Origin of the sequence: Pseudomonas sp. FP215 (assembly GCF_030687795.1) — a bacterium.
Classification (GTDB): Bacteria; Pseudomonadota; Gammaproteobacteria; order Pseudomonadales; family Pseudomonadaceae; genus Aquipseudomonas; species Aquipseudomonas salmasensis.
In genome coordinates, this window is the sequence record NZ_CP117447.1 from 5,072,311 (window position 1) to 5,098,842 (window position 26,532).

Sequence of the window (26,532 nt, forward strand, 5' to 3'; positions counted from 1 at the left end):
GGGTGCGTAAAGCATAGCTGTCTTTGGCTCGGGCCTGTGCCTGTGCGTCTGTACCGGCTTGTATCAGAGCCGGCAACCCATCACGCACGCACGAAAGGATTCTCCCGCATCTCATCGCCCAGCAACGTATCCGGCCCATGCCCAGTGACCACCGTCGCGCCTTCGTCCAGCGTATACAGGCGCTGCTTGATCGACCGCACAATCGTCGCCTGGTCGCCGCCCCATAAATCCGTACGCCCTACGCCACGACGAAACAAGGTATCGCCGGCGATCAACAGCTTGGCGTCGGCAAACCAGAAACTCATCGAGCCCGGTGTATGCCCAGGAGTATGCAAGGCTACGCCGCAGCCGCAGGCGAGTTCTTCGTCATGCTCCAGCCAGCGATCCGGAGACGGCACCGGGACGTAGGGCACGCGAAACATCTGGCATTGCATTTCCAGGTTGTCCCATAGAAATTGATCTTCTTTGTGCAGGTGCAGCGTGGCGCCGGTCTTTTCTTTCAATTGCCCGGAGGCCAGAAAATGATCAAGGTGAGCATGGGTGTGGATAATGCTCACCACCTTCAGGCCCAGCGCATCAAGGCGTGCCAGGATCAACTCGTGATTGCCGCCGGGGTCGACTACGATGGCTTTTTTAGTGATCGGGTCGCCAATGATGGTGCAGTTGCACTGCAACGGCCCGACGGGGAAGGTTTCGCGAATCAACGGTTGTTTTTCAATAGTCATGGGTGTCCTGCAAGCTCTCTGGCGCGTTCCAAATGCAGTATGGTGTAGCTTGCCCCTGCTCTGGAAGGCGTCGATTGCGCGGTCTATCCGCTGCTAAGCTACACAAGCGCCATTGAAATCCCCTGCTGCAGTCAGTCGCATTTGGAGCAACACCCATGGCGAATCAACAGATCATCTGCGAACACTGCGACTGCGTGTACGAGAAAGTCACGCTCGCCAAACATCAGAAAGCCCTGTGCGTACGCTGCTCTGGCGTGCTGCAGCGCTATAACGGCCTGTCGGTGCAGCAACGTCTGGCCCTGACGGTGACTGCCGCAGTGCTGTGGACCTTTGCCAACTTTTACCCGGTGATGAGCATCAGCCTGCAAGGCCTGAAAAACAGCGCGACCCTTTGGGATTCGGTGGTTGCGCTGAGCCTGGGGCCGATCACATTCATTGCATTGGTGGCGGCGATTTCCATCATTATCGCGCCGGTGTTTCAACTGCTGTTGCTGATCTGGGTGCTGAGTTTCGCCTTGGCCGGCAGGCGCTCGCCGGCGTTCAAGCTGTGCATGCGCTGGCTCGAAGCACTCAGGCCGTGGAGCATGCTGGAGGTGTGCCTGCTGGGCGCGATGGTCGCGGTGTTCAAGCTGGCCGGCATGCTGGACGTTATTCCTGGCACCGGCCTGTTTGCCTTGGCTGCCCTGAGCCTGTTGCTGATCCGCATTGCCGGGCGCGATGTGCGTGACCTGTGGGACACCGTATGAACTCACCGCCTACCGCCCGCGAATTGAACCTGTGCCTGTGCCACACCTGCGGCCAGCCCTGCGACATGCGCCTTGAGCCCACCGAGTGCGAGCGCTGTGGCGCCGCGCTGCATCGTCGCAAGGTGCAGTCCCTGACCCGCACCTGGGCCTACATGCTCACCGCCCTCGCCTTTTATGTCCCGGCCAATTTACTGCCGGTGATGAACACCACCATGCTCGGCTCGGGCGCAGACAGCACCATCATGAGCGGCGTGCTGGAGTTCTGGCAGCATGGCGCCTGGGACATTGCGCTGATCATTTTCATCGCCAGCATTGCCGTGCCGGGCATCAAGTTCTTGTCGCTGGGGCTGCTGCTGATCACCGTGCAGCGCAATAGCCAGTGGGCGCGCAAGGAGCGTTCGAAGCTGTTTCGGTTTATCGAACTGATCGGCTACTGGTCGATGCTCGATGTCATCGTGGTCGCCTTGGTGGCCGCGCTGGTGAAGTTTCAAGCCCTGGGCACGATCGAACCACGCCTGGGTATTCTGTTTTTTGGCCTGGTGGTCGTGTTTACGATGCTCGCGGCCATGAGTTTTGATCCCCGGCTAATCTGGGAAAACCCACCTAACGAGGAGACCTCGGATGAGCTCATCCAAGGCTGACACCCCTGCGGGGCAACCCGTGATCAAGACGCGTCGTTTCAGCGTTTCGCTGGTCTGGATCGTGCCGATTGTCGCTGTGCTGGTGGGGATCTCGCTGGTGATTCACAGCGTCATGCAACAAGGGCCGACCATCGTCCTCAACTTCAAGACCGGCAGCGGGCTGGTTGCCAACAAAACCGAGGTCAAATACCGCAACGTGGTGATCGGCCAGGTAACCGCCGTGGCCCTGAGCGATGACCAGAAAAGCGTCAACGCCACCGTCGAGCTGGTCAAACAGGCCGAAAGCTTCACCCGCGAAGACTCGAAATTCTGGGTGGTGCGCCCGCGCATTGGCGCAGGCGGCGTGTCGGGCATCGACACGTTGTTGTCCGGCGACTACATCGGCGCAGACATCGGCCAGTCCGAGACCCGCGCTAAACACTTCACCGGCTTGGAAAACCCGCCGCCCATCACTTACGGCGAGCCAGGCAAGCGCTTCACGCTGCACACCCAGGCCCTGGGCTCCCTGGACATCGGCTCGCCGGTCTATTACCGCAAAATCCCGGTGGGCCAGGTGGTGGCCTATGAGCTGGACAACGAAGGCAAGGGCGTGAATGTCGAAATCTTCGTGCATGCGCCCAATGACGTGTACATCACTGAAAATACGCGCTTCTGGAACGCCAGTGGCGTCGATTTGAGCGTTGGCGCCAATGGCTTCGCGCTGAAAACCGAATCCTTGTCGTCCATGTTGATGGGCGGGATCGCCTTCCAGGCGCCGCCCTACAACCCCAATGACAAACCGGCCGAAGAAAGTCGCAGCTTTGAGTTGTTCGAAGACCAGCAAAGCGCCCTCGCCCCACCCAATGGCCGGGGGCAATACATGGTCTTGCGTTTCGATCAGGCCCTGCGTGGTCTGAAAGTCGACGCACCGGTGGAGTTCCTTGGCGTGGAGTTCGGCAGGGTTGTATCGATCAACCTGGATTTCGATGCGAAAAAGCGCACCTTCCCGGTCAATGTCGGCATCGTGATCTACCCGCAACTGCTCGGCGAGGCCCACACCAAGCTACTCAAGGCCATGAACAATAACCCTGACGATGAGGCAGCCGGCGTACGCCTGATAGGCACCTTCATCGAAAACGGGCTGCGCGCCCAGGCCCGCAGCGGCAACTTGCTGACCGGCCAGCTGTACATCGCCCTGGACTTCTACCCCAAGGCCGAGAAAGTCGCGTTCGACCCGAACCAGCGCCCGGTGGGCATCCCCACCATCCCGGGCAACCTGGAACAACTGCAAGAGAAGTTCGAAGGCATCGTCAACAAGATCAGCCAACTGCCTGTGGAGCGCATTGCCGGCAACCTCGACGCCAGCCTGGTCGAACTGCGCAAGGGCCTGGCGCAATTCAACGCCAAGACGCTGCCGGGTGTGCAGACGACCTTGGCCGACGTGAGCAAGACCCTGCAATCGGCCAGTTCAACCCTGGCCGAAGACTCGCCGCAGCGTGAACAACTGACCCAGACCCTCGACGAGTTGGGGCGCATGTCGCGCTCCCTGCGCGAGCTTTCGGATTACCTGGGCCGGCATCCGGAGTCGCTGATTCGCGGCCGCCCCGATAACGCCGCACCGACGGACCTGCAAGGGCCACCCCGCAAATGACCATTGGAGCCGCCATGACATTGCCGTTGAAGATCACATTGCTGGCCACCCTGCTGCTGCTCGGTGCCTGTCGCAGTGAACCCATCGCCTTTCACACCCTGACCCCGGCGCACTTGAGCCCGAGTACGCGAGCAGAGGCCGGTGGTGTACGCATTGAGAGCATCAGCGTGCCGCCTCAGGTCGACCGTGCGCAAATAGTGATTCGCCAGGGCGACAGCGGCCTGGCGATTCTTGAAACCCAGTGGTGGGCCGCCACCCTCGCCGATGAGCTGAGGAGCGCGCTGGTGGATCAATTGGCCAACAGTAATGCCCGGCAAGCCGTGGCTTTGCGCGTAGAAGTGCAGCGTTTTGACTCGGTCCCCGGACAGTACGCGCTGCTCGATGTGCGCTGGCGCCTGAGGCAAGTCAATGGCGACCGCCCAGCGTTGACCTGCCGCACCACCTTGCAATCACCCGCCGGGCCGAGCATCGACGAGCTGGTGGTGGCGCATCAGAACAACCTCAAGCGGTTCGCGGCGCTGATCAATCAGACCGTCGACACCTCACTCAAAGGCTGCCCGACCGCGCCTTGAGCCATGGGCTCAGGCCAGCAAGCCCATGGACTTGGCCCGCGCGACTGCCTGGGTACGACGCTCCACGCCGAGCTTGCTGTTGATATGGCTGGCGTGGGTCTTCACCGTGTGCAGGGAGATGAACAGCTGGTTGCTGATTTCCTGGTTTGAACAGCCTTGGGCAATCAGCTGCAGCACCGCCAACTCTCGGTTGCTCAGGGTTTCCTGTTGAGGTGAGGCTTCAACCGCGCTGGCCTGGGGCAGCAACGCCAGCAAGCTCTGGTTCAGCAGCCCATGGGGGTCCTTGCCCAACTGCTCGCGCATCCACTGCGGGTAACCCTCCAACAAGCGTTGAAACGGCTGCAACGCGCCGCCCGAGCCGGCTTGCAGGGCACGGGCCAATACCGGCCTGGCCTTAGCCTCCTGGCCATTCTCCAGAAGCAACTGCACCTGCTGGACCAGCGCCATCAGGGCAATCATCTGGCGCCCGCTGTCATGGGCCTGTTGGGCCAACGCTTCGAGGCGTTGCAGCGCGCTGTCGGGTTGATGGCGAGTGACATCAAGCGCGGCTTGTTGCAGCTCGATATGTTGCGGCAGGTGCGGATGAAACTCAGGGGCGGCCGCGGCGTGCTCGCCGTTGTAGGTCTGCCCCAGGCGGGCCAGCCAGGCGTCGGCCAGGTCAGTGCGCCCCTGGGCCAGCCACAGCTCGCATTTGATCAGGGTGATCATCGCCAGGTAATAGATCGGCGGTACATCCCAGATGTGCATCAAGCGCTCGGCCTCGGCCAGTTCGGCAAAGGCATTGGCAAACTCCCCGCGCCGCCCTTCGAAGCTGGCGATGACACAGTGCCCGATCAGCACACTGATATCGCGGCAGGCGCGAGCCTCGGCCAGGCCGGCGCGCAAACGCGCAAGGCCGGCTTCGGGCTGGCAACGCACCAGCAGCAGGTAACCTTCGTACAGCGACAGCCGCGCACGCACGGCGTACAGGCGCTGGGGTGCCAGCCCATGCAGGCGCTCCAGGCCTTGGCGAACTTCATCCAGAGAACGCAGGATCTCACCCCGCGACTGCAACACCCGGGCTCGGTCGTAATGGGCCAAGGCTTCAAACAAGGGGTTACCGACGCGCTGCGCCAGTTCCAACGATTCGCGGTTCAGGCCACGGGCGCGCCACAGGTCGGCATCGGCGATTGCCAGGTTGGACAGGGTCGAGAGGCACACCAGGCGCTGGCCGTAACGCTTTTGCGGCAGGCTTTCCAACGCCTCTTGGCAATAGCGCTGGGTCAGCTCACGGTCTCCGCGCCCACGGGCAATGATCCCGCTCAACGCCAACCATTGGGCCAACATGGATTTTTGCGCGGTGGCCGATGGCGCCGGCAGGAAGCGGCTGAGATAACTGGACAGCTCCTGCGCTGCATCCAATTGGCATGCGAGCCCAAGCGCCCAGCTGTAGAGCACGATCAAACGCGGCGTGCTGATCAGCAGGCTGTCGGGCAGGTCCATCTTCCAGCGCAGCAGCATGCCGATATTCTGTTCTGCCAGCAGTTGCTCTTCGGACAGGTTCTGCACCAGGTTCGCCGCCACATCCAGGTGGCCGGCCCGCAGCGCCTGCTCCACCGCCTCATCGATCAAACCCTGGGCGTTAAACCAGCGACAAGCACGCAAGTGCAAGCTGGCCGGCGGCAAGGTGGCGCTCTTCTCGCGGCGGGTGCGCAGCAGGTCGGAGAACAAATGGTGATAGCGGTACCAGTGCCCTTGCTCATCCAACGGCACCAGGAACACTTGATGTGCCTGCAGATAACGCAGGATTTCTGCGCTGTCATGGGCCTCGCGAACGGCGTCACACAATTCGCTGCAAAAGCGCTCCTGCGGTGCAGTGTCGTAGAGGAACGCTTGCACCTCCGCAGGCAGGCAGTCGATAACCTCTTCGAGCAGGTAGTCGCGAATCAGCCCCTCGCCACCGTGCAGGCTTTGGGGCAAGGCGCCCTCACTGCCGGCTTCGGAGGCCGCCAACAGCCAGAAGCGCAGGCCGGCGACCCAGCCCTCGCTGCGGCGGATCAGGTTTTCCAACGCTTCACCGCGTAATGCGTTGCCGTGCCCATCCAGCACCGCCAGGGCCTCGTCGTGGGTCAAGCGCAGGTCTTGCTCATGCAGCTCCAGCAGGTGCCGCGACAGGCGCAGGCGTGCCAGGTGCCAGTCCGGGCGCTGCCGACTGGTGACCAGCACCACCAGGCCATCGGGCAAATGATTGAGGAAAAATTGCAGGCAGCGATCCAGCACCGGGCCCTGGGCAAGGTGATAGTCATCCAGTACCAGCAATAACGGCGAGCGCGCAGACAGGTGCACGGCCAGCTCGTCGAGCAGGCCATCGAGCCATTCTTCGAAGGCAAAGGGTTGGTGACGCTGGCGCATTTTCAGCAAGCCCATGGATTGGGCGCCGAGTTGCGGGAAATACTGTTGCAAGCCGTCGAGCAGCCGCTCCAGGAAACGGCCGGGGTCGCTGTCCCGTGGGCTCAGGCCCAACCACAGGCTTTGCCACTGGGCCGGCAAGCCCTGGCAGAACTCCACAGCCAACGAACTCTTGCCGAACCCCGCGGGCGCGCTGACCAGCAACAGTCGCCCCTCCAGGCCGGCATTCAGGCGTTCGCACAGGCGCGGGCGCAGCACGTAGCCGTCAGGCAGCGGCGGCCTGTAGAAGCGGCCTTCCAGGGTCGGCATCACCACACTGGCAGGCCCATGGGTTCGGGACAGATCAGTCATCGCCGGGCTCTTGTAGAAGGCTGTTGTCGGCATTGCAGATGTCCGCAGACTAGCGGTAAAAGCGGCGGGATTGTAGATCTTTGCAACAAATGCCTGAAAAAGAACTGCGACAAGAAATATCCCTTCCAGCCTCCTGGAAAGAAGTAGGAGCGAGCTTGCTCGCGAAGGGCTCAAAAACAACGCGCCCATTCAGGATGGGCGCGTGAGGCGTGACGCAGAGCGTCACAGGAAGCGCTCCCACGCAGAGCGTGGGAGCGAGCATCAGCAGAGGTTAGCGAACACCGTCCTGGCGCAGGGCCGCTGGGGTGAAGTCGCTGGTGCTGGCGGTGAAGCCAAAGTCATAGGCCTGCTTCTCTTCGTTCTTCATGCCCAGTGCCAGGTAACGGCCGGACTGCAGGTCGTAGAGGGTTTCCAGGGCGTACCACGGCACTTGCTTGTCGTAGTAGTTCTCGGCATGGGCTTCGGCGACACGCCACAGTTGGCCGCGACCGTCGTAGTGGTCGATCACCGCGGCTTGCCAGGTGTCTTCGTCAATGTAGAAGTCACGCTTGGCGTAGATGTGGCGCTGGCCTTCCTTCAAGGTAGCGACCACGTGCCAGACACGGCGCAGCTCGTAGCGAGCCAGGTCCTGGTTGATGTGGCCAGCCTTGATGATGTCGGCGTACTTGAGCTTGGGATCGTCGACCTTGTAGCTGTTGGAGGCGATGTAGATTTCTTTCTTGCCTTCCAGCTTCCAGTCGTAGCGGTCCGGCGCACCGTTGTACATGTCGAGGTTGTCGGAGGTGCGCAGGCCATCGGCGGCAGTACCCGGGCCGTCATAGGACACTTGCGGTGCCCGACGCACGCGGCGCTGCCCGGCGTTGTAGACCCAGGCCGAACGCGGCTCTTTGACCTGGTCCAGGGTTTCGTGCACCAGCAGTACACCACCGGCCAGGCGCGCTGGCGCAGTCACTTGCTGCTTGAAGTAGAACAGCACGTTGCCTGGGTTTTTCGGATCGAAGTCCTTCATCTTGTCGCGGAACACGAACTGGTCGCGGAAGTACACCAGGCTGTAGGAACCGTTGGTTTGCGGGGTGGCCTGGGTGACCAGGCGGGTCACGCTGCCGCCGCGATAACGGGTGATGTGGTTCCAGATCACTTCAACGCCGCTCTTGGGAATCGGGAACGGGACGGCGGTTTCGAAGTTTTCCAGGCCGTTGCCGCCGGACACCAGGTTGGTGGTGGTGGCGTTTTTCTTGATCGAGGCAAACACCTCAGCCGGCACGGTGGCACCGCGATGGGTCGGGTACACCGGCATCTTGAAGCTGTCCGGGTAACGCTTGAACATCGCGTATTGCCCGGGGGCCAGCTTGTCTTTGTATTGCTCGACGTTCTGCGCGGTGATGGTGAACTGCGGTTGCTCGCTGGCATACGGGTTGGCGAGGAAACCACGGGCGTCTACCGCGCCGGCATTGGTCGGCAATGGCGACCATTTTGGAATGGTGCCAGCCGCGTTACCCGCCATCTCGGCGCCCATCGGGGTCAGGGTCGTGCCGAGCTTGGCGGCTTCATCTGCCGAGACTGCCGCCATGACGTTACTCGCCAGGATCGACAGCCCAAGCACACCCACGTGCAACAGACTTTTTGTTATTTTCATGCTCTGGTCTTCCTGAATACATGCCACTTGAAAAGAGTGTGCTTAGAAGTTGGCGCCGAAGCTCAAGGCGACAAAGTCGCGGTCATCCACGGTGCTGAACTTGCCACCAAAGAAGTTGGTGTACGCCAGGCTCGCGGTGTAGGTGTTCTGGTATTCGGCGTCCAGGCCCAGGCTGACCGCCTTGCGACCTTCTTCAAAGTTACCGCCAGGGCCTGGCGAGTAACCTTTGACGTCATGGGACCAGGCCACGTTGGGCTTGAGGTTCACGCCCGCGAACACGTCCGGGTATTCCCAGATGGCACGGGCACGGTAGCCCCAGGACGTTGCGGTGGTGTAACCGTCGTTATTGCAGTTGGTGTTCAGGCCGGCAGCGTTGGGCAAGCCGGCGCCGTTGGCGGTGGAGTTGTTGAGGGCGTTGCAGAACCCACCTGGCAGCGTGCCTGGGCCGAACACTGGGTCGCGGCCGTAACGAGCCTGGGATTTGCTTTCCAGGCCGCCCACGTGGGTCACGCCGATTTCACCGACGGTGGTGAGGCGGCTGGCGCCCATGACCTGGTCGAAGAAGTGCGTGAAGGTGGTCTGGAACTGGGTGACTTCCTTGCGGTTGTAGCCGTGCAGGTCCTGGCCCGGCGTGCCCTTGAGCACGGACGCATTGCCAAAGCCTGGGATCGGCGTGACACCGGCGAACAGAATGTCAGTGGTGCTCAACTGCACCGGCGCATTCGGACGGTAGCTCAACTCACCGCTCCAGGCGGTGCCGGTAGGCAAGGTGGTGGAGAAGCTCAGGCCGTAGAGACGGATATCTTCCGGGTACTCGACGAAGTAATTCGAGCTGCCCGCCACGATCAACGGCCGCAAGGCTCCCAGTGGCCCCAGCGGACGCGTGTAGGCCGCCGATGGCGCGCCCTGTGCACTGAAGATCGGCGCACGGCTGTGGTAGTTCATGAAATACGCGCCGAACTCAGTATCCAGCGGTTCGAAGTTGTAGCGCATGGCCACGCCGAACTGGCCGCTGTCGCGTGCATCACGGTCCGGCCCACGGCGCACCAGCACGCCTTCGCTGTTGACGTCCACACCCAAGGCACCCAGGGTCGGCAGGGCGGCGGCAGGAATGGTGGAACGCTTGTTCAGTACCCGCAGGTTATTGCTGCAACCATCGGAGATCACGTCCGGCTGCGAGAAGAACGTGCCGCAGTTGTCAGTAACGGTCTGGTCCCACTCCAGCTGGTAAAACGCCTCGGCCGACAGGTTGTCGGTGAGCGACTGGGACACGTAGAACATGTTCACCGGGATCAAGCCTTCCTTGATCTCGGCCCCCGGACGACGAAACGCCGACACGTCGATCGGGTTGATGGAGTTGATGCCGCCACCGATGAAGGTACTTTCGCCCCAGCTCACCACCTGCTTACCAAAACGCACGGAACCCGGCGCATCGGCAATCGAGTAGTTGTGGTAGACGAAGGCGTCGAGAATCTGCCCGCCCGAAGACTTGGCGCCTTCCTTGCGGTTGTTGTCGCTGATGTCCTTGAACGGACGGCTTTCGTCCTTGAGTTCAAAGTCGTACCAGTACTTGCCTCGCACAAACACACCGGTGTCGCCGTACTTCAGTTCCAGGTCGTGGATGCCCTTGAAGATCTTCGAGAAGGTCTCGCCGCGCTTGAAGTTCAGGTGGCCGTCATCGGAGGTCTGGGACAGGCCCTTGCCGCCGTTGTTGGCACCGATCAGGTCACGATTGGGTTTGGCTGTGGACCAGCTAGCGCCCACGGAAAGCGACGAGTCAAAGCTCCCTTCGATTTCACCAATGTTGAAACTGACGCCGAATGCCGGCCCGGCGAGCGTAGAAGCGAGGCTGACGGCCAGGGGCAATCTTGCCCGGCGCCAGAACTGGTTTACTGAGGTCATCGACGCTACTCCATGTGCATATTTTATTGTTATGGCAGTGAGCCCTTTCTTCAGATGTAACGGCCGGGATACAACGATTCCAATGCCGCATCGCCACCGAGCCTCCATGGCTCGAAGCGCAACATCCGCGAAAAACTCTGAAAGGGACTATAGCCAGAGGGGGGTAGTGCTTGATCCCTCTAAAGTGTGATTTGCATCACCAACCTGTCTGCCACAACCCTTTCGCCACGCCGACGAAGGTCGACGCGGGAAGGATGGCTGAAATTCGGCAAATCACAAGTAAAGGCTTGATATAGAGCATTGCCGCGCCCGAACGGACGCGGCGAGAGGGTTTAGAGCGTGGAGAGGAACGTGCTGTTGTTGGCCTGCCACTCGATGATGTCGACACGGATACGTTTCTTGTCGAGCTTGCCGACACTGGTCTTGGGAATTTCAGTAACAACGGCGATCTGGCTCGGGATCGCCCACTTGCTCAAATGGCCCAACTCGACAAAAGGCTTGAGGTGTTCCTTGAGCTCCCGCGCGTCGATCACCTGCCCTTCGCGCACCACCAACAACGCGAAGGGGCGCTCGCCCCATTGCGGATCGGCAATGCCCACCACCGCCACTTCCCGTACTGCCGGATGACGGCTGACCAGGTCTTCCAGAGCCAGGGAAGAGATCCATTCGCCGCCGGTCTTGATCACATCCTTGATGCGGTCGCGGATATCAATCACGCCGAAGGCATCCAGCGTGGCCACATCACCGGTGTGCAACCAACCACCGGCCCAGAGTTCGGCGCCCTTTTGCGGCTCTTTGTAGTAACCCTCGGTGAGCCACGGCGCGCGCAGCACCAGTTCGCCCTGGGTTTCGCCATCGGCGGGCAGGAAACGACCGTCGGTGTCCATGATTGCCGCCTCAACCAACGGCCCCGGCACACCGGCCTTGATGCGGTAGGTGGTGCGCTCATCTTCGCTGCCAGCCATCAGCTCTTCGTTGAGGTGAGCACAAGACACCAGCGGCCCGGTCTCGGACATACCATACGCGGCGGTCAGTTGAATGCCCCGAGCCTTGGCGGCTTCGTACAACGAGCGGTTGAGGGCGCTGCCACCGATGACGATTTTCCAACCGCCGAAATCCACGTTCTGCGCAGCCTTGGCGTTGAGCACCATTTGCAGGATGGTCGGCACACAGTGGGAGAACGTCACCTTCTCCTTGCGCCACAGCTCCACCAGGTATTCCGGGTCGTAGCGGCCGGGGTACACCTGCTTGAGCCCGAGCATGGTCGCCACATACGGCAAGCCCCAGGCGTGTACGTGGAACATCGGCGTGATCGGCATGTACACGTCGTTGGTGCCCAGCAGCCGCACGCTGTCGACGCAGCCCATGATGGTCGCCACGCCAATGGTGTGCAGCACCAGTTGCCGGTGGGTGAAGTACACACCTTTGGGGTTCCCGGTGGTGCCGGTGGTGTAGAAGGTGGTGGCGACCGAGTTTTCGTCGAAATCTTCGAAGTCATAGAGGGGGCTGGCGGCGGCCAGCAGGGTTTCATACTCACCGACCAGGTTGGGTAGCTCGGCAGTGTGGGTGTCACCATCGGTAATCAATAAGGTCTTGTCGACGGTAGTGAGCTGCCCGGCAATCGCCTGGTAGAGCCCCACGAACTCACTGTTGACCAGCACAAAGCGGTCTTCGGCGTGGTTCATGGTGTACAGAATCTGTTCCGGCGACAGCCGCACGTTGATGGTGTGGATCACCGCGCCAATCATCGGGATGGCGAACATGCACTCCAGGTAACGGTGACTGTCCCAGTCCATCACCGCCACCGTGTCACCGGCCTTGACCCCGGCTTCGGTCAGCACATTGGCCAGGCGCGCGACGCGCTCGATCAGCGTGGGGTAGCTGTAGCGCAGCTTGTCGCGGTAGATAATTTCCCGGGTCTTCTCGTAGCGAGTCCCGGACATCAACAGGCGCTTGATCAACAGCGGATACTGGTACGCACCTTCGGCGGGCGGGATAACACGGGTCTGCAACATAAGAATCCCTTTAATGACTGCACGGTCTTGGCTTGAAGACCTGCACTGTAGAGCGCTTATGTTTCAGCCAAATCAGCCAAAGGAATGATTTGCAGGGGCCAGTAAATGCTAGCGTTGCGCCACTATCTGGACATCATAGCGCTCCAGCAATCGACAGTAACCACGATGCGAAGCGAGTCGCTCTTGATCTTGCTCTTGATCTGCTTTTGATCTTAGGCGCCCCGTTAAACCACGCTGGCCGGAATTCGACAGGGATTTGGGGGGTAAACCGGCAGGGATGCCGGTTTAGCCGCCCCGCGCCATGGATGGCGCGTGGCGGCGGCCCCCCAAATCACTGGCGAATTACGGGCACACCGAGCCTAAGCGAGGTGCCGAGTGGTGGGGCAAGAGCCCTTTGGTTACTTTGGGGCTTTTCCAAAGTGACCCGCCGTCAGGGCGGAACCCTAGGTGGCCGTTACCGCAGGAATGGATATGTACTCGGTATAACTGTGTTAGCTGCCAGGCAGCCTTCGCGAGCAAGCCCGCTCCCACAGTTGGATCGTGGGGCGCCAGGTAGGTAGGTGTCGGCTGGCAGGCCGTCATCGCAGGCAAGCCAGCTCCCACATTTTGTCCCTGCCCGCTTGAATGAACGCGCTTACTTCATGCTAGTGAAGGCCAACTTCACCCCAATGGCAATCAACACCGCGCCCATGGTCCGATCAAACCAATGACCCATCTTTGCAAACCCGGCCCGAACGCGTTGCTGGCTGAACAGCATGGCCACCAGGCAAAACCACAACGCCGTCGCCACCGCCAGGTACACCCCATAACCGGCCTGTACCGCCAGCGGTGTGTGCGGGTTAATCACCACGGTAAACAACGACAGGAAAAACAGCGTGGCCTTGGGGTTCAAGCCATTGGTCACAAAGCCTGCGGTAAACGCGCCACGCGGCGTGCGCTCACCCGCTTCACGGTGCAACTCGCCCTCGGCCGCAGGCTTGGCCGGCTGGGCACGCAGGGCCTTGAAGCCGATGTACAAAAGGTATGCCGCTGCCGCCCACTTCAACGCATTGAACAGCACAATGGACTGGGACACGATCAAGCCGATACCCAGCAACGAGTACCCCACATGCAGGAAAATCGCCGAACCGACGCCCAGTGCCGTCCATGTGCCGGCGCGACGGCCATGGGTCACACTCTCACGCACCACCACGGCGAAATCCGGGCCGGGGCTGGCCACCGCCAGCAAGTGAATCAAGGCTACGGTCAAAAACTCGGCGACGTACATGCTCACTCCATTAAGTAACTGATTATTTCATCTGATAGGCTCGGCAGATTACGCCTTCGAACCTCGTCGCAAAAGGTACAGTTGATCATGAACAATCGCCGCGCCGTCTTCCTCGACCACCCTTCCCTGGACTTGGGCGACCTCGACCTCAGCGGTTTGCATGACTGCTTCAGCCAGTTGCAGCTGTTTGAACAGACCACGCCAGAAAATGTGCAGGAGCGCTTGCAGGGCGCCCACGTCGCCATCAGCAATAAAATCCCGCTCACGGCCCAAACTCTGGCCGCCTGCCCGGAGCTCAAGCTGATCCTGGTATCGGCCACCGGCACCAACAATATCGACCTTGAAGCTGCCCGTGCCCAGGGGATTACCGTGAGCAATTGCCAGGGCTATGGCACGCCGTCGGTGGCCCAGCACACGATCATGCTGTTGCTCAACCTCGCCACGCGCTTGAAGGACTATCAACAGGACGTGGCCGCAGGCAAATGGCAGCAGGCCAAACAGTTTTGCCTGCTGGACCATCCAATCGTCGAACTGGAAGGCAAAACCCTCGGCCTGCTCGGCCATGGTGAACTTGGCAGTGCCGTGGCGCGCCTGGCTGAAGCGTTTGGCATGCGTGTGGTGCTCGGCGCGATACCTGGGCGCCCTGCCCGCGCCGACCGTGTGCCGCTGGATCAATTGCTGACCCAGGTCGATGCGCTGACCCTGCATTGCCCACTCAACGAGCACACCCGCGACTTTATCGGCGCTCGTGAACTGGCGTTGCTCAAGCCTGGCGCGTTTATCGTCAACACCGCACGCGGTGGTTTGATCAATGAACAGGCCCTGGCCGACGCGCTGCGCAGTGGTCACCTTGGCGGCGCGGCGACTGACGTGCTGAGTGTCGAGCCGCCAGTCACGGGTAATCCGCTGCTGGCTGAAGACATTCCACGCTTGATCGTCACGCCCCACAACGCCTGGGGCAGTCGCGAAGCACGCCAGCGCATCGTCGGCCAACTCACGGAAAACGCCCTGGGCTTTTTCAGCGGCGCCCCGCTGCGCGTCGTCAGTTGATAAACTGCGCCCCTTTTCAAGGAGCAGACTATGGATCCGCGCAGTGAAGTACTGCTTCGCCAGGCCGAACTTTTTCAAGGCAACCTGCTGCTCGTAGGTTTGCCTGCCGACGATCTCCTTGGGCGCCTGCCCAACGCCCACGGCTGGTGCTGGCATGCCGGTGACCAGGCGGCGCTCGATGCACGCTTCGCCGAACGCAGCCAGTTTGGCGTGAATGTCCCCGAGCGCGCCTTTGATGCGGCGGTGATTTTCCTGCCCAAGTCCAAGGACCTCACCGACTACCTGCTCAACGCTGTGGCTGCGCGCCTGCCGGGTGCCGAGTTGTTTCTGGTGGGCGAGAAAAAGGGTGGTATCGAAAGCGCCGCCAAACAGATGGCTCCGTTCGGCAAACCGCGCAAGCTCGATAGCGCACGGCATTGCCAGTTGTGGCAGGTCACCGTCGCCAACGCGCCGCAAGCCGTTGCGCTTGAGAGCCTGGCGCAAGTTTTCGAGGTACCGCTGGCCGAAGGCCCACTGAAGGTCGTGAGCTTGCCAGGTGTGTTCAGCCATGGTCGCCTGGACCGCGGCACCGAGTTGTTGCTGGAGCACTTGGACAAACTGCCCAGCGGCAACCTGCTCGATTTCGGTTGCGGCGCCGGCGTATTGGGGGCGGCGGTCAAACGCCGCTACCCGCATAACACGGTGACGATGCTGGATGTGGATGCCTTCGCCGCCGCCAGCAGTCGCCTGACGTTGGCAGCGAACGGCCTGGAAGCCGAGGTGTTGACCGGTGACGGTATCGACGCAGCGCCCATGGGTTTGAACGCGATTTTGAGCAACCCGCCCTTTCACGTCGGAGTGCACACCGATTATTTCGCCACGGAGAATCTGCTGCGAAAAGCGGCGAAACACCTGGCAAAAGGTGGCGAACTTCGCCTGGTTGCCAATAGCTTCCTGAAGTACCAGCCACTGATCGAAGAGCATTTGGGCATCTGCGCAATCAAGGCCGAAGGCAATGGTTTTCGCATATACCGGGCCAAGCGCCCCTGATGGGGCGTTTGAAAAAGAACGCTTGCCGAATGGGTTTTGCCTAGGCAGAATCCGCAGCGTCCTAGGGGAGTAGTCTCCCACGAGCGCCATGCTCGTCCGGCATACGTCAACATACTTGGTCAGCAGATCATGGCGTATGCGACCCAGGAGTCCGCACAGACGGACCGGGGTTTGACAAGACCTATGACACGCACACCTTACCCGGGGCGGGAAGGCTGTACGTGTCATAGCCGTGTCGACCCGCCCCTGGAAAATACCTGATGCTGGATTCACTACTCGTTCCTACCGCAATCGTTGCCTTGGCCGAAATCGGCGACAAGACGCAACTGCTCGCACTCATCCTTGCTGCTCGCTTTCGCAAGCCCTGGCCGATCATCGCCGGCATTGTCGCCGCGACCCTGGCCAACCATGCGGCGGCCGGTGCCGTGGGCGCCTGGTTCGGGAGTTTCTTCTCGGATGCGGTGCTGCACTGGATCCTCGCCGCAAGCTTCTGCGCCACAGCGCTGTGGACCCTGGTGCCGGACAAACTCGATGATGACGAAGCCAGTACTACCCGTAAGTTCGGGCCCTTCCTGACCACTTTGATTGCGTTCTTCCTCGCCGAAATCGGCGACAAAACCCAGATCGCCACGGTGATGCTGGCGGCGCAATACCCGGAACTGTGGCTGGTGATTATCGGTACCACCCTGGGCATGTTGATTGCCAACGTACCGGTGGTGCTGGCGGGGAATTTTGCCGCGGATAAACTGCCGCTGACCTTGATTCGTCGCTTGGCGGCTACGGCGTTCTTCGTGCTGGCGATTGTTGCGGTGTACAAGGCCATGCAAAGCAGCGGTTGGATCTAAGGCAAACACGGAAGATGGTTTGCCCTGATGCCTGTAGGAGCGAGCTTGCTCGCGAAAAACTCACCGGCGCCGCGTTTATTCAGGCAACACGCGTTATCGTTGACGTTTTTCGCGAGCAAGCTCGCTCCTACACGGCGTCGATCAGGACTTCTTGGCCTGCTGGTAGAGCGGCATCACCTTCGGAATCGCCGCCTGCAACGACGCGATGCGGCTGTCGGAAGCCGGGTGCGTGCTCATAAATTCTGGCGGTGCGCCTTCCGAAGCCTTGGCCATCTTGTTCCACAGCGTGATCGCCGCGTTCGGGTTGTAGCCAGCGCGGGCGGCCAGTTCCAGGCCGATCAGGTCGGCTTCGTTTTCATTGCTGCGGCTGTTGGGCAAGGTCATGCCGTAGTTGGCCACGGTATCGGCCAGTGCCAGGCTGTCCTGGCCGAGACCGAATATCGCCCCGGCGCCCTGCTTGGCCATCTGGATACCGTAGGCCTTAGACATGGCTTCGCGGCCGTGTTCACGCAAGGCGTGGGCGATTTCATGGCCCATGACCGCAGCCAGTTCGTCATCGGTGAGCTTGAGGTTGTCGATCAAGCCGCTGTACACCAGGATCTTGCCGCCAGGCCCGCAGTTGGCGTTCATCTCATCGCTTTTGATCAGGTTTACGTCCCAGTTCCACTGGGCGGCATCCGCACGGAAGGTCGGAGCCTGGGCGATCAGGCGCTTGGCAATGGCCTGCACACGCTTGGCGTTGGCGCTGGTCTTGTCCAACACCCCTTTGCTGCTGGCTTCACCCAGGGTCTGCTGATAAGACTGGGCATACATCTGGTCGACTTCCTGGCTCGACAGCATGCTGAACATGTACTGCTTGCGCTCTACCCCAACGGCGCCGCCGCTGGTGGTATTGACCGACTGACAACCCGCCAGCAGCATCGCTGCAACCAAACCGCTTACCACCAATGACTTCTTCATGAACACGCTCCCTGAAAACATGGCGCGTATCGTAGGCGGTCATTTGTATCTGCGCCAGATACACAAGACGTTTAACCGCTGAATTTCAGATATATCCGAACGCGGAACGACTGACAAAGCTCACGCCGGGGTCAGGCACTCCGGCCCGTTGAGCTTCGGATCGTTGACCATATTGGCCAGCACCCGCTCGCGCAACACGGCAGGTTCAGCCGCCAGCATGCCCTGCAGCACATGAAGCGGGGTCTCGGGGTCGAGCCAGGCGGCTTGCCCCGCCGCGTCCAGGATCAATGGCCGGCGCTGACTTTGCGCTGCTTGGGTAATCACCGCCGTGCTGAGCCATACCTGCTCCTGCACCGGATACGCCTCCCACACCGCGGCAAAGAACAGCGTTGAACCCTCCCCCGGTGTGAGCCAGTACGGGCGCTTGCGCTGGGTGCCGCGCCATTCATAAAAGCCATTGGCGGGCAGCAGGCAACGGCGCTGGCGGAACGCTTCACGGAACATCGGTTGTTCGGCCAGGGTTTCGGCGCGGGCGTGGGCCGGGGTGCGCGACAGGTCGGTGAGCCAGGGCGGCGTAAGGCCCCAGCGGGCACGCGCCAGGGTGAGCTGGCCTTCGCTCAGGCGCTGGATGAGCACCGAATCATTGGGAGAGATATTCCACTGAGCCTGCTGGTCGGCGGGGAAGCCGGGCAAGGCAGCAAAGGCAGGGTTCCAGCGAAACAGGGCATAACGTCCACACATGGGGCAACACGACTCTTGGGGTAAACCGACTGACAGCCTAACAGACCAATACGTCGGGGAAGCTGTCGGGTTCGTCGCCGGGCAACGGTTGCGCGCCAATATAAGCGGTGATCAGCTCGCGGGCGCAGGCGGCCTGGTCGTTGTCGACCTCCAGCCCCAGCAAGCCGAATATCGGCAACTCGCCCGTGCCGCCGAGCAAATGGCGCCCCACCAGGTGCGCCTCGATGCCTTCACTGGCAAGCATCTGTTGGAGCAACTCGCCCTCCATGAGGTTTTCCGGTTCGTAGATTCGCTGCATGGGCGTACCTGTTATTCATTTTCGCTGCGGGTTTCAAGCATCCACTCTTCACCATGAACTTGCAGGTCGAACGTGATCGGCCGGCAACACACTTGGCAGTCTTCTATATAGGTCTGGTCCCCGCCAGACAAATCCACCGTTGTCTCGACCGCTTCGCCACAATAAGGACAATCGTACATCGCAGTTTCCAGCATCGCAGTCTCCCAGGTGACTTGTGCGTATAATCGCCGGTCTATTTACAGGGCTATTTCCGGCAGAGCCAGTTTACTCACGCCGCCCCTGCTATTTCCTTTACTTACCCTAGCCGTTTCTAACAAGAGAGCATGATGGGCGAATTCGATACCATCCGACCTTACAACGACAGCGAAGTCCCGGCAGTGCTGGCGCGTCTGTTCAGTGACAAGGCCTTTCTGGACATCCTGACCCACTTCCGCTTCCCGCGCTTTGCCGGCGCCCTGGGCTGGCTGCTCAAGCCGATGATCGCGCGCAAACTGCGCCGCGAGTTCGCCGGCGTCACCACCGTGGCCACGCTGCAGGACAAAGTCGAGTACTACGTCGACCACACCATTGACCGGGCGACCGACGGCGTGACCTATACCGGCGTCGAGCAGCTGAAATCCGGCACCGCTTATCTGTTTCTGGCCAACCACCGCGACATCGTGATGGACCCGGCCTTCGTCAACTACGCCGTGTACCACGCCGGGCTGCCGACGCCGCGCATCGCCATCGGCGACAACCTGCTGCAAAAGCCGTTTGTCAGCGACCTGATGCGCCTGAACAAGAGCTTCATCGTGCACCGTTCGATCACCGGGCGAAAGGAGAAGATGGCGGCTTACAACCTGCTGTCGGCCTACATCAACCATTCGATCCGCAACGACTGCCAGTCGATCTGGATCGCCCAGGCTGAAGGCCGGGCCAAGGATGGCGATGACCGGACCGAATCGGCGATCCTCAAGATGTTCCACGTCAGCCGCAAGGACGAGCCGTTTGCCGAGGTGATCCAGTCGTTGAACCTGACGCCGGTGTCCATCAGCTACGAATACGACCCTTGCGATGCCGCCAAGGCCCGCGAGCTGTATATCCGCGCCACCACCGGCACCTACACCAAGGCACCGGGCGAGGATGATGTGAGCATTGCCCTGGGCATTACCGGCTATAAAGGCCGGGTGCACGTGAACTTTGCGCCGCCGATCACCGAGCGGTTTGAAGACACCAAGCTGCTGGCAGCGGAAATGGACCGGCAGATCCTGGGCGGCTATCGGTTGTTCCCGGTGCACTACTTGGCGTACGCGCAGTGGAGTGATGCCGACCCGCAACTGCAGGTGCCCAAGGCGGCGGATGTGTTCCCGGCCGATGAGCTGGCCAAGGCCAAGGCGGAATGGGAACGGCGCTTGAACGAGTGCCCGGCGGAGCACCGGCCTTACCTGGTGGTGCAGTATGCGACGCCGGTACGCAACCAATACCGAGTCAAGGCTGGGATCCCGCTGTAAACACCCAACCCAATAGGTGAGCAGGCTTGTGTGGGAGCTGGCTTGCCTGCGAAGACGGCCTAACAGTCAACACAGCTGGACCGGGTAAATATCCATTATTTAGGTAACGGCCACTTAAGGTTCCGCCCTGACGGCGGCTCACTTTTGAACAGCGCAAAAGTAAGCAAAACGCTCTTGCCCCACCACTCGGCACCTCGCCTAGGCTCGGTGTGCCCGTAATCCGCCAGTGATTTGGGGGGCCGCCGCCACGCGCCATCCATGGCGCGGGGCGGCTAAACCGGCATCCCTGCCGGTTTACCCCCCCAAATCCCTGTCGAATTCCGGCCAGCGTGGTTTAACGGGGCGCCTAAGATCAAAAGCAGATCAAGATCAAGAGCGGCTCGCTTCGCATCGTGGTTACCGTTTGCTGCGCAGCCTACAGAGTTGTGTAGATACTATGCTGCGATAGCGGTGGTTCAGTTAAAAATTCACTAGCTGACACACCGCATTCGCGGGCAAGCCCGCTCCCACATTGGGTTTTGCAGTGGAATTAGAGGTGGGTGCTGAGCCAGGAGATGGCCAGGGCCAGGCCAAGGCAGGCGAACCCGACGCGGTACGCCAGGCGATGCGCCCGTTCGGTGCGCGTATCCAGAAACAGCATCGGTTGGTCGATAGCGCGCTCTTCGCTGCGCAGGGCCAGGTCGGCCATCGCACGCTGGGCATGCAGGCGGGTGATGAACAGCACCCAGGCACCCGAGCAGGCAACCAACAGGGCAACAATATTAATGAGCAGTGCGGGCAGCGCCATCGCAAACCTCGGTGAATCAGTATTCGGGTATCGGTCCAGATACACACCTGAACGACAGTCGCCTCCTGCGCCTTTAATGCTCCTTCCCCATGGACGGCTAATGTATCCAGTAATTTACGCCGTCACCTGAACGTCACCTTAACAAGCCACTCTGTTGCCCTTCGACGCTTGAGGAGCTTGTCATGTTGCATGCGCAAAACCAGGATCGGCTGTACCTGATCGCCCAGAGCGAGGAACAGGAGGCGTTGATCGGCAGCCTCGCGTTCAATGTTCAGGACCGCCATTGGCTGGTGTATTGCGCCCTCGGCGGGCACCAGCATGCCGACCTGCCGGAGCTGGATTTGCTCACCGGTGTGAGCATGCTGGACTTTTATGTCGATACGGCGGCATGACCAAACGCCAGGCACAAAAAAACCGGGCTCAGCGATGAGCCCGGTTTTTTGTGTGCGGCTTATTGCGCGCTGAGCAGTTGACCGATGCTTGGGTCCTTGAACAGGCGGGTCAAGGCATCGCTGAGCACGTCGCTGACCAGCTTGGTGTTGGTTTCCTGGTTGGGCGACATGCCGAAACGCTGGTTGAGCGAGGCAGCGTAGCGGCCGCTGTAGCGGCGGGTACCGGCGCTGACGTCGGACTTGAAGGTGGCGCCGATGGAAGCCTCGGTCACGTACAAGCCGTCTTTGGGCGACTGGTATTTCAGCTCGGCCAGGGTCACGGTCAGTTGCGGCACGCCTGGTGAGTTGGTCGGCGTAAAGCCCAACAAACGCACGGCGGCTTCAGCCTGGGCCTGCAACTTGGGCAGCACATCCTGGCCGGTCACCGAAATCAGTGCGGTCTCAGGGTACAGGCCGCCACGCGAGCCCAGGGTTGGCGACGGACGACCGTCGACCACGCGCACCGACACCGGCTGGCCGTGGCCTACCGCAGCCAACGGCGCGGTGACTTTAGGTTGCGGGCTGAGTTGTTGCGGGCTGTTGGCGCAGCCGACAAGGGTCAAACTGGTCACAGTGATCAAACCGAACAACAGGCGTTGCAACATCGCATTTCTCCAGGACTAGGTGCAGACAGGTCGCCAGTATAACGGTGCACGCGCGCCACTCACCAGCGATCCTGAACGGCGGCTGAAGCCCCTGCGCAAATTACAAATTCGCATAAATTCGTCACCCCAGTGTCATGCCACACTGGCAACCTTCAAGCATGTAACACACCAGGTACACAGCCATGCGCCTTCTCAAGACCCTGTTTATGTCGCACGCCCGTCATCGCCACTTTGCCCTGCTCGATGCCCACGGTCATTGCCTGGCCTTCAAGCAATGCAGCCTGCCGCCCGTCGGTGAAGGCTGGGTGGAAGTGACCGAGACTCACCTGGGCTGGATGCACCGTCCACTGCCGGCCAGCGCCCGGGTGAGCCCACAGGTTTTTCGCCCACGGCACCGGCAAGCGTTGGCCTCCTGACCGGCGCCCTAATAAAAGTCATAAAACACGCCCATTTCCCTGGCGTTCTTCGCTACAATCTCCCCCCGATTATAAGGACGTCTCCTGATCGGGCCTCGCAGCATCGTTAATGCCCAGGCATTAGCCCCCAAAATCGCCCACAGAGAGCCGCCCACACAGATCGAGTGAAGCTGGCGTGCTTGCTGTTTCCTTTGCAAACCACCCCGTCTTTTATCGAATCTGCCAGAGCTGCCATTGCGCTCGGCCACTTGAGTTGTTTGCCCGTTTTGCCGCGTGTCGGCAGAGGTTTGCGGGCCAGGTGCCAGGCTGGGGCAGCCCTTTTTTGAGGTTCACGTCTTCAAAAGAGCGTGAAAAAACGGGTTTTCACAACTTCACAAGAGTGTGGCGAGCAAATGAATAGTTTGGCGTTTGTACAAGCACCATCAGCGTCTGGAACAGCCCCATTACACAGGACCGAGCACGCCTCAAAAACCGGAGCTTGAGCCTGTCCGCTACGGATTGGTTGCACGAATCGCACGCTTTGACCATAAGTCGAATTGCCACAGGCGCCCATGAATGCGTTCATAGGCAGATTAGCCCGGCAGGAAGCGTGTGCTGAAGTTGCAAAGAATTGCGAATCGGACATGGCGATCCTGGCCATGGGTAACCTGGGGCAACACGTGAACCGCCCCGTCACTCCTGGCAGCCATGCCGACAATTTGGTGCTGCAGATTTTGGAGACGCGTTAAATGGCGCATAACGAAGCAGTCGACGTAGTACTGGTAGGGGCCGGCATCATGAGTGCCACCCTGGCCGTACTGCTCAAAGAGCTCGACCCCGGCCTCACGCTGGAAGTCGTTGAGCTGATGGATTCGGGTGCCGCGGAGAGTTCCAACCCGTGGAACAACGCCGGTACCGGCCACGCGGGGCTGTGTGAGCTGAACTACACGCCGCAGGCCGCCGATGGTTCCATCGACATCAAGAAAGCCGTGCACATCAACACCCAGTTCGAGGTGTCGAAGCAGTTCTGGGCTTACCTGACCAAGAAGGGCACCTTTGGCTCGTCCAAGTCGTTCATCAGCCCGGTGCCGCACCTGAGCTTCGTGCAGGGTGACAAAGGCGTGTCTTTCCTCAAGAAGCGCTTTGAGACCCTCAGCCAGCACCACGCGTTTTCGGACATGCACTACACCGAAGACCGCAGTGAAATGGCCGAGTGGATGCCGCTGATGATGCCCGGCCGCCCGCTCGACGAAAAAATCGCCGCCACCCGCGTGATGAACGGCACCGACGTCAACTTCGGCGCCCTGACCAACCAACTGCTCAGCCACCTGACCAGTTCGCCAGACGCCCAGGTCAAGTACTGCAAGCGCGTGACCGGCCTCAAGCGCAACGGCGCGGGCTGGACCGTGAGCATCAAGGACGTCAACAGCGGCAACAGCCGTGACGTCGACGCCAAGTTCGTGTTCCTTGGCGCTGGCGGTGCGGCACTGCCGTTGCTGCAGGCCTCGGGCATCGAAGAGAGCAAAGGCTTCGGCGGCTTCCCGGTGAGCGGCCAGTGGCTGCGTTGCGACAACCCGGAAGTGGTCAAGCAGCACCAGGCCAAGGTCTACAGCCAGGCTGCCGTGGGCTCGCCACCGATGTCCGTGCCGCACCTGGACACCCGCGTGGTGGATGGCAAGAAATCCCTGCTGTTCGGGCCGTACGCCGGTTTCACCACCAAGTTCCTCAAGCACGGCTCGTTCCTTGACCTGCCGATGTCGATTCGCGCCGGCAACATCGGCCCGATGCTGGCCGTGGCCCGCGACAACATGGACCTGACCAAGTACTTGGTCAGCGAAGTGCGTCAGTCCATGGAGCAGCGTTTGGAATCCCTGCGTCGCTTCTACCCCGAGGCGAAAGCCGAAGACTGGCGCCTGGAAGTGGCCGGCCAGCGCGTACAGATCATCAAGAAAGACCCGAAGAAAGGCGGCGTGCTGCAATTCGGTACCGAACTGGTCGCGGCCAAGGACGGCTCGCTTGCGGCGCTGTTGGGCGCCTCCCCAGGTGCCTCGGTGACCGTCTCGATCATGCTCGAGCTGATCGAGCGCTGCTTCCCGGAGAAAGCCGCCGGTGAATGGGCTACCAAGCTGCACGAGATCTTCCCGGCGCGCGAGAAAGTGCTGGAGACGGACGCCGAGCTGTATCGCAAGATCAACACGCAAAACAACATCAGCCTTGAGCTGGTGGACCCTGTAGGAGCGAGCTCGCTCGCGAAAAACGTCAACGATAACGCAGCGCAAGTGGATTAACGCAGCGCTCTCAGGTTCTTCGCGAGCAAGCTCGCTCCTACAGGTAAAAGCAAAACGCCCCGGACTCTTATGAGGCCGGGGCGTTTTTTTGTGGCTTTGATAATCAGCCGCGGGCGTTGTCGATCAGCTCGATGTATTCGGCGGCGTTGCGCTGGTCCTTGATCAGGTCGACGAAGGTCTGGCCATGCTCGTCCTGGCCATCCAGGTCCAGGCCTGCTTCTTTGAAAAAGCCCAGGAAACGCTCGAAGTCGTCGATACGCAGGCCGCGATAAGCCTTGATCAGTTTGTGCAGGGACGGCGACGTCGCATCAACCGGCTCGAAGTCCAGGAACAACTTGATCTGGTCGTCACCGATTTCGTCGCCAATCACCTGTTTCTTATCTTTACGCATTACCGACTCCAGCCTGCAGACATTTACACGGGGTTTGAAGTCTACCTGCGCGACGCCGGATGTGGGAGGGGGCTTGCCCTAATACCTGTAGGAGCGAGCTTGCTCGCGAAAAACTCAAAGGCGTCGCGTTTATTCAGGAAGCACGCGTTAGCGTTGACGTTTTTCGCGAGCAAGCTCGCTCCTACATCTGGATTTCAGCCGAACTGGGCAAGCATCCAGCGATGATACTCCGCCATCCCGTCTTCGCCTTCGCGGGGCGCCCAGTCGGCCAGTTCACCTTCACCGACAGCGCGGTAAGGGCCAGCCTTGCATTCAAACATGATGCTGTCCGGCTCAAGCACCACCAGGCCGTGGAACACGCCGGGCGACAGGTCAACGCCCTGGCATTCCCCGCCCGCTTGCAATACACGCGTGCTCAACACCTCACCTGTCTCGCTGAAAATCAGGATACCCAGACGCCCTTTGAGCACCAGCAAGGTCTCAGCCTTATCGGCGCTCAGGTGACGGTGAGGCTGCACATAGGTGCTGGGCTGCAAACCAACCGCCATGCGATGACAAGGCTCTTGCATCTCATGGAAGTTAACGTTTTGACGGCCACGGGGATTGGCGGCCGCTTTCTCGGCCAACTCGGCAAACAGCGTCTGATCAAGAAAGCGGGCCATCGATTACATTCCTTTAACGGCGTAGATGCCATTGGCGTTACGCCAGTAGCCCTTGTAGTCCATGCCATACCCGAAGATATAACGGTCAACGCACGGCAGCCCGACAAAGTCGGCTTTGAGCTCTGGGCGCGCCTTGCGGTCGTGGTCTTTGTCGATCAGCACGGCGGTGTGCACTTTGCGTGCGCCGGCATGTTTGCAGAAGTCGATGATCGCACCCAGGGTGTGACCTTCATCGAGAATGTCATCGATGATCAGCACATCGCGGTCGATGAACGACACTTCCGGCTTGGCCTTCCAGAACAAGTCGCCGCCGCTGGTCTCATTGCGATAGCGGGTGGCGTGCAGGTAAGAGGCTTCCAGTGGGAATTGCAGGTGGGTGAGCAATTTACCGGCGAAGATCAGGCCACCGTTCATCACACAAAAGACCACCGGGTTGGTGTCGGCCATTTCGCGGGTGATGTGCGCGCCGACCTTGGCGATCGCTGCTTCGACCTGCGCTTCGGTGTACAGGCAGTCAGCCTCGTGCATGATTTGACGGATATGCTCGAGATCAGCAGACATGGCGCTCTCCAAGGGGGTGCTGTGGCAAGAAAAGCGGGCGAAGGTACGCTTCTCGTGCGCTCCAATCAAGCCTTTATGGACTAACGTACTTGATGTCTATAGGACAACACCCTCGGATAGATTAAT

26 protein-coding genes and 1 riboswitch are annotated in these 26,532 nt (G+C 60.6%); of the genes, 11 read left to right on the plus strand and 15 right to left on the minus strand.

Features of this window, described 5'->3' with window-relative positions; translation table 11 throughout:
- Positions 1-80: 80 nt before the first annotated feature.
- Positions 81-725, minus strand: coding sequence for an MBL fold metallo-hydrolase (locus tag PSH76_RS22940; protein ID WP_003188651.1), 645 nt, complete (start codon positions 723-725; stop codon positions 81-83).
- Between the two features lie 155 nt (positions 726-880).
- On the opposite strand from PSH76_RS22940, the gene PSH76_RS22945 reads away from it, so the two are divergent.
- Genes PSH76_RS22945 through PSH76_RS22960 form a run of 4 tightly spaced genes read left to right on the plus strand, consistent with a single transcriptional unit; the run spans position 881 to position 4,314 of the window.
- Positions 881-1,471, plus strand: a complete 591-nt coding sequence (locus PSH76_RS22945) for a paraquat-inducible protein A (protein ID WP_014716964.1) — start codon at positions 881-883, stop codon at positions 1,469-1,471.
- Complete coding sequence (locus PSH76_RS22950) at positions 1,468-2,112, plus strand: paraquat-inducible protein A (RefSeq protein WP_098949550.1); 645 nt, start codon at positions 1,468-1,470, stop codon at positions 2,110-2,112. Before PSH76_RS22945 ends, PSH76_RS22950 begins: the two co-directional genes overlap by 4 nt.
- Positions 2,093-3,742 carry an intermembrane transport protein PqiB gene (locus tag PSH76_RS22955; protein ID WP_073524099.1) on the plus strand — a complete coding sequence of 550 codons (1,650 nt, stop codon included), beginning with the start codon at positions 2,093-2,095 and terminating at the stop codon, positions 3,740-3,742. Before PSH76_RS22950 ends, PSH76_RS22955 begins: the two co-directional genes overlap by 20 nt.
- 14 nt (positions 3,743-3,756) lie before the next feature.
- Positions 3,757-4,314 (plus strand): membrane integrity-associated transporter subunit PqiC, encoded by a 558-nt coding sequence (locus PSH76_RS22960; protein WP_044271919.1) that lies wholly within the window; start codon positions 3,757-3,759, stop codon positions 4,312-4,314.
- Positions 4,315-4,323: 9 nt separating this feature from the next.
- On the opposite strand, the gene PSH76_RS22965 is transcribed toward PSH76_RS22960, so the two are convergent.
- From PSH76_RS22965 to PSH76_RS22985, 5 genes are all read right to left on the minus strand, one after another.
- Positions 4,324-7,053, minus strand: coding sequence for a LuxR C-terminal-related transcriptional regulator (locus PSH76_RS22965; protein ID WP_305492983.1), 2,730 nt, complete (start codon positions 7,051-7,053; stop codon positions 4,324-4,326).
- A 271-nt stretch (positions 7,054-7,324) separates the two neighbouring features.
- The gene (locus PSH76_RS22970) at positions 7,325-8,689 is read right to left on the minus strand and encodes a DUF1329 domain-containing protein (protein WP_003188642.1); all 1,365 of its coding nucleotides are present in this window, start codon (positions 8,687-8,689) and stop codon (positions 7,325-7,327) included.
- Between the two features lie 42 nt (positions 8,690-8,731).
- Positions 8,732-10,591: a DUF1302 domain-containing protein gene (locus PSH76_RS22975; protein ID WP_003188640.1), complete on the minus strand. Its 1,860-nt coding sequence runs from the start codon at positions 10,589-10,591 to the stop codon at positions 8,732-8,734.
- Between the two features lie 332 nt (positions 10,592-10,923).
- Positions 10,924-12,606, minus strand: coding sequence for a fatty acid--CoA ligase (locus tag PSH76_RS22980; protein ID WP_305492984.1), 1,683 nt, complete (start codon positions 12,604-12,606; stop codon positions 10,924-10,926).
- A gap of 634 nt (positions 12,607-13,240) precedes the next feature.
- Positions 13,241-13,873 carry a LysE family translocator gene (locus PSH76_RS22985; protein WP_014716957.1) on the minus strand — a complete coding sequence of 211 codons (633 nt, stop codon included), beginning with the start codon at positions 13,871-13,873 and terminating at the stop codon, positions 13,241-13,243.
- A gap of 84 nt (positions 13,874-13,957) precedes the next feature.
- Between PSH76_RS22985 and PSH76_RS22990 the strand changes: the two genes are divergently transcribed.
- The 3 genes from PSH76_RS22990 (at position 13,958) to PSH76_RS23000 (ending at position 16,797) form a co-directional block, all read left to right on the plus strand.
- On the plus strand, positions 13,958-14,923 hold the full coding sequence (locus tag PSH76_RS22990) for a 2-hydroxyacid dehydrogenase (protein WP_305494487.1): 966 nt from the start codon (positions 13,958-13,960) through the stop codon (positions 14,921-14,923).
- 30 nt (positions 14,924-14,953) lie between these two features.
- Positions 14,954-15,952, plus strand: coding sequence for a class I SAM-dependent methyltransferase (locus tag PSH76_RS22995; protein ID WP_305492985.1), 999 nt, complete (start codon positions 14,954-14,956; stop codon positions 15,950-15,952).
- Between the two features lie 52 nt (positions 15,953-16,004).
- A riboswitch (yybP-ykoY riboswitch) is annotated at positions 16,005-16,124 on the plus strand.
- Positions 16,125-16,212: 88 nt separating this feature from the next.
- Positions 16,213-16,797: a TMEM165/GDT1 family protein gene (locus PSH76_RS23000; protein ID WP_044273724.1), complete on the plus strand. Its 585-nt coding sequence runs from the start codon at positions 16,213-16,215 to the stop codon at positions 16,795-16,797.
- A 141-nt stretch (positions 16,798-16,938) separates the two neighbouring features.
- Here the strand turns inward: PSH76_RS23000 and PSH76_RS23005 are convergent, their stop codons facing one another.
- The 4 genes from PSH76_RS23005 to PSH76_RS23020 form a co-directional block, all read right to left on the minus strand.
- Positions 16,939-17,757: a M48 family metallopeptidase gene (locus PSH76_RS23005; protein ID WP_014716953.1), complete on the minus strand. Its 819-nt coding sequence runs from the start codon at positions 17,755-17,757 to the stop codon at positions 16,939-16,941.
- A gap of 120 nt (positions 17,758-17,877) precedes the next feature.
- Entirely contained in the window at positions 17,878-18,498 is a 621-nt protein-coding gene (locus PSH76_RS23010) for an SOS response-associated peptidase (RefSeq protein WP_098949556.1), read from the minus strand.
- A 37-nt stretch (positions 18,499-18,535) separates the two neighbouring features.
- A complete protein-coding gene (locus PSH76_RS23015; protein ID WP_032893538.1) occupies positions 18,536-18,796 on the minus strand; it encodes a putative signal transducing protein in 261 nt (86 codons plus the stop codon).
- Between the two features lie 11 nt (positions 18,797-18,807).
- Positions 18,808-18,990, minus strand: coding sequence for a CPXCG motif-containing cysteine-rich protein (locus tag PSH76_RS23020; protein WP_003188623.1), 183 nt, complete (start codon positions 18,988-18,990; stop codon positions 18,808-18,810).
- A 132-nt stretch (positions 18,991-19,122) separates the two neighbouring features.
- Here PSH76_RS23020 and PSH76_RS23025 point away from each other — a divergent pair, with 132 nt between their 5' ends.
- Positions 19,123-20,286: a 1-acyl-sn-glycerol-3-phosphate acyltransferase gene (locus PSH76_RS23025; protein ID WP_169918829.1), complete on the plus strand. Its 1,164-nt coding sequence runs from the start codon at positions 19,123-19,125 to the stop codon at positions 20,284-20,286.
- A gap of 529 nt (positions 20,287-20,815) precedes the next feature.
- Here PSH76_RS23025 and PSH76_RS23030 read toward each other — a convergent pair.
- Positions 20,816-21,073 (minus strand): hypothetical protein, encoded by a 258-nt coding sequence (locus tag PSH76_RS23030; RefSeq protein ID WP_044271660.1) that lies wholly within the window; start codon positions 21,071-21,073, stop codon positions 20,816-20,818.
- Between the two features lie 182 nt (positions 21,074-21,255).
- On the opposite strand from PSH76_RS23030, the gene PSH76_RS23035 reads away from it, so the two are divergent.
- On the plus strand, positions 21,256-21,465 hold the full coding sequence (locus tag PSH76_RS23035; RefSeq protein ID WP_003188620.1) for a hypothetical protein: 210 nt from the start codon (positions 21,256-21,258) through the stop codon (positions 21,463-21,465).
- Between the two features lie 59 nt (positions 21,466-21,524).
- Here the strand turns inward: PSH76_RS23035 and PSH76_RS23040 are convergent, their stop codons facing one another.
- Complete coding sequence (locus PSH76_RS23040) at positions 21,525-22,109, minus strand: YajG family lipoprotein (protein WP_014716946.1); 585 nt, start codon at positions 22,107-22,109, stop codon at positions 21,525-21,527.
- 182 nt (positions 22,110-22,291) lie between these two features.
- Between PSH76_RS23040 and PSH76_RS23045 the strand changes: the two genes are divergently transcribed.
- Both PSH76_RS23045 and mqo read left to right on the plus strand, forming a co-directional pair.
- Positions 22,292-22,525: a hypothetical protein gene (locus PSH76_RS23045; protein WP_003188617.1), complete on the plus strand. Its 234-nt coding sequence runs from the start codon at positions 22,292-22,294 to the stop codon at positions 22,523-22,525.
- A gap of 728 nt (positions 22,526-23,253) precedes the next feature.
- Positions 23,254-24,792 (plus strand): malate dehydrogenase (quinone), encoded by a 1,539-nt coding sequence (gene mqo / locus PSH76_RS23050; RefSeq protein WP_098949558.1) that lies wholly within the window; start codon positions 23,254-23,256, stop codon positions 24,790-24,792.
- A 103-nt stretch (positions 24,793-24,895) separates the two neighbouring features.
- On the opposite strand, the gene PSH76_RS23055 is transcribed toward mqo, so the two are convergent.
- From PSH76_RS23055 to PSH76_RS23065, 3 genes are all read right to left on the minus strand, one after another.
- Positions 24,896-25,183, minus strand: a complete 288-nt coding sequence (locus PSH76_RS23055) for a PA4642 family protein (RefSeq protein ID WP_032893541.1) — start codon at positions 25,181-25,183, stop codon at positions 24,896-24,898.
- A 194-nt stretch (positions 25,184-25,377) separates the two neighbouring features.
- Positions 25,378-25,845 carry a WbuC family cupin fold metalloprotein gene (locus tag PSH76_RS23060; protein WP_098949559.1) on the minus strand — a complete coding sequence of 156 codons (468 nt, stop codon included), beginning with the start codon at positions 25,843-25,845 and terminating at the stop codon, positions 25,378-25,380.
- 3 nt (positions 25,846-25,848) lie between these two features.
- Entirely contained in the window at positions 25,849-26,406 is a 558-nt protein-coding gene (locus PSH76_RS23065) for a hypoxanthine-guanine phosphoribosyltransferase (RefSeq protein ID WP_003188610.1), read from the minus strand.
- Positions 26,407-26,532: the final 126 nt, after the last annotated feature.